The organism is Synechococcus sp. H55.11, from assembly GCF_047462475.1.
Taxonomy (GTDB): Bacteria; Cyanobacteriota; Cyanobacteriia; order Thermostichales; family Thermostichaceae; genus Thermostichus.
On the sequence record NZ_JANSJI010000179.1, the window covers coordinates 1 to 1,201 of the forward strand.

The window sequence follows — 1,201 nt, forward strand, 5'->3', positions numbered from 1 at the left end:
AACGGCTCTTCAAGTTTGCCGAGTTCCGTCGAGGAGAAACAGTGCTAGAGCTTGCTTCGGGCCTTGGCTACACAGCCATTAGATTGGCAAAACGCTATGGCGTGTATGTTACCGGCATTGAGAAAAATCCAGATAACATTGCTCGTGCTCGCGCTAATGTTTCTGCAGCAGGGCTAGCTGGCCAAGTTGAGATCCTCGAGGGCGATATCTTTCACCTAGATCAAGTTGATAAGAAATTTGACTATGTCTTGGCGGAAGCTATTTTAACAATGCAGTCCGATGCAGGAAAATCTAAAATTTTGTCCGAGATTTACAATTGCCTCAAGCCAGGGGGTAAGTTTCTCAGCCACGAGCTGCGGGTTAAGGGATCCAACGCTGACATCATCCGCAAGGAGTTATCCTCCGTAATTCGTGTCAATGCCAATCCTTTATCTACTGACGGCTGGCTTTCAACTGTTCAGCAAGCAAATCTTACGGTTGTCGACTACGACACCGGCCCCTTAACTTTGCTCAATCCTGTTGCCATTGCTACAGAGGAAGGATTGCCGACGCTCTTGACTATAATTTGGAATGTACTTACACGTCCTGTAATCCGCCAGCGGATCTCAGCTATGAGGCAAATCTTTAGCCGATATCGAAATAACCTGGGCTACATGGTACTGGTTGCTGAGAAGGAGGCTCAATGATGTCCCTCGTCTCCCCTGAGTCACCTTTTTTGCAGCTCAAAGATCACATTGCCTATTCGGCAGGAGGAATCCGTAGCAAGATCATCTGGAAAACTGAAATCTGCCAATATACTCTTTTCTGTATGGCAGGGAGTACAAGTATTTCCGAGCATACCTCCACAAGGGACGCCACTCTCCACGTCATTGAAGGAACCGGGGTCTTAACCCTTGCAGGAGAAAAGATCTCTCTATCTCCGGGCGTATTTGTCCTAATTCCGGCAAATGTTCCCCATGAGTTAAAAGCCACTGCCGATCTTGCTTTTGTTCTGACCTTATCAAAGGCAAGTTAAGAACGCCGCCTTTTACTCAGCCAGCCGGTTAACATCGCTAAAGCAAACATTCCCAGCAGAGCAAAGCCCAGCAGCCACCTTCCCTGCTCCAGGATCCCTGCCCCCAGAGCTACTACTGGGGGTGTAGAGACGGCAATGCCCAAAGCTAGCGCGAGAAGAAAGTTCTGCCATTTCATTTGGGTTAGG

Annotated in this window: 2 protein-coding genes and 1 pseudogene; 2 read left to right on the top strand and 1 reads right to left on the bottom strand. The window is 48.5% G+C overall.

Features of this window, described 5'->3' with window-relative positions; translation table 11 throughout:
• Both NW853_RS07400 and NW853_RS07405 read left to right on the top strand, forming a co-directional pair.
• The coding region (locus NW853_RS07400; protein WP_414348700.1) for a class I SAM-dependent methyltransferase at nucleotides 1-686 on the top strand (686 nt) is incomplete at its 5' end.
• A complete protein-coding gene (locus NW853_RS07405) occupies nucleotides 683-1,015 on the top strand; it encodes a cupin domain-containing protein (RefSeq protein WP_414336164.1) in 333 nt (110 codons plus the stop codon). The genes NW853_RS07400 and NW853_RS07405, both read left to right, overlap by 4 nt.
• Here the strand turns inward: NW853_RS07405 and NW853_RS07410 are convergent.
• Nucleotides 1,012-1,201 (bottom strand): annotated as a pseudogene (locus NW853_RS07410) (TVP38/TMEM64 family protein); the annotation flags it as partial. The gene NW853_RS07405 and the pseudogene NW853_RS07410 overlap by 4 nt on opposite strands.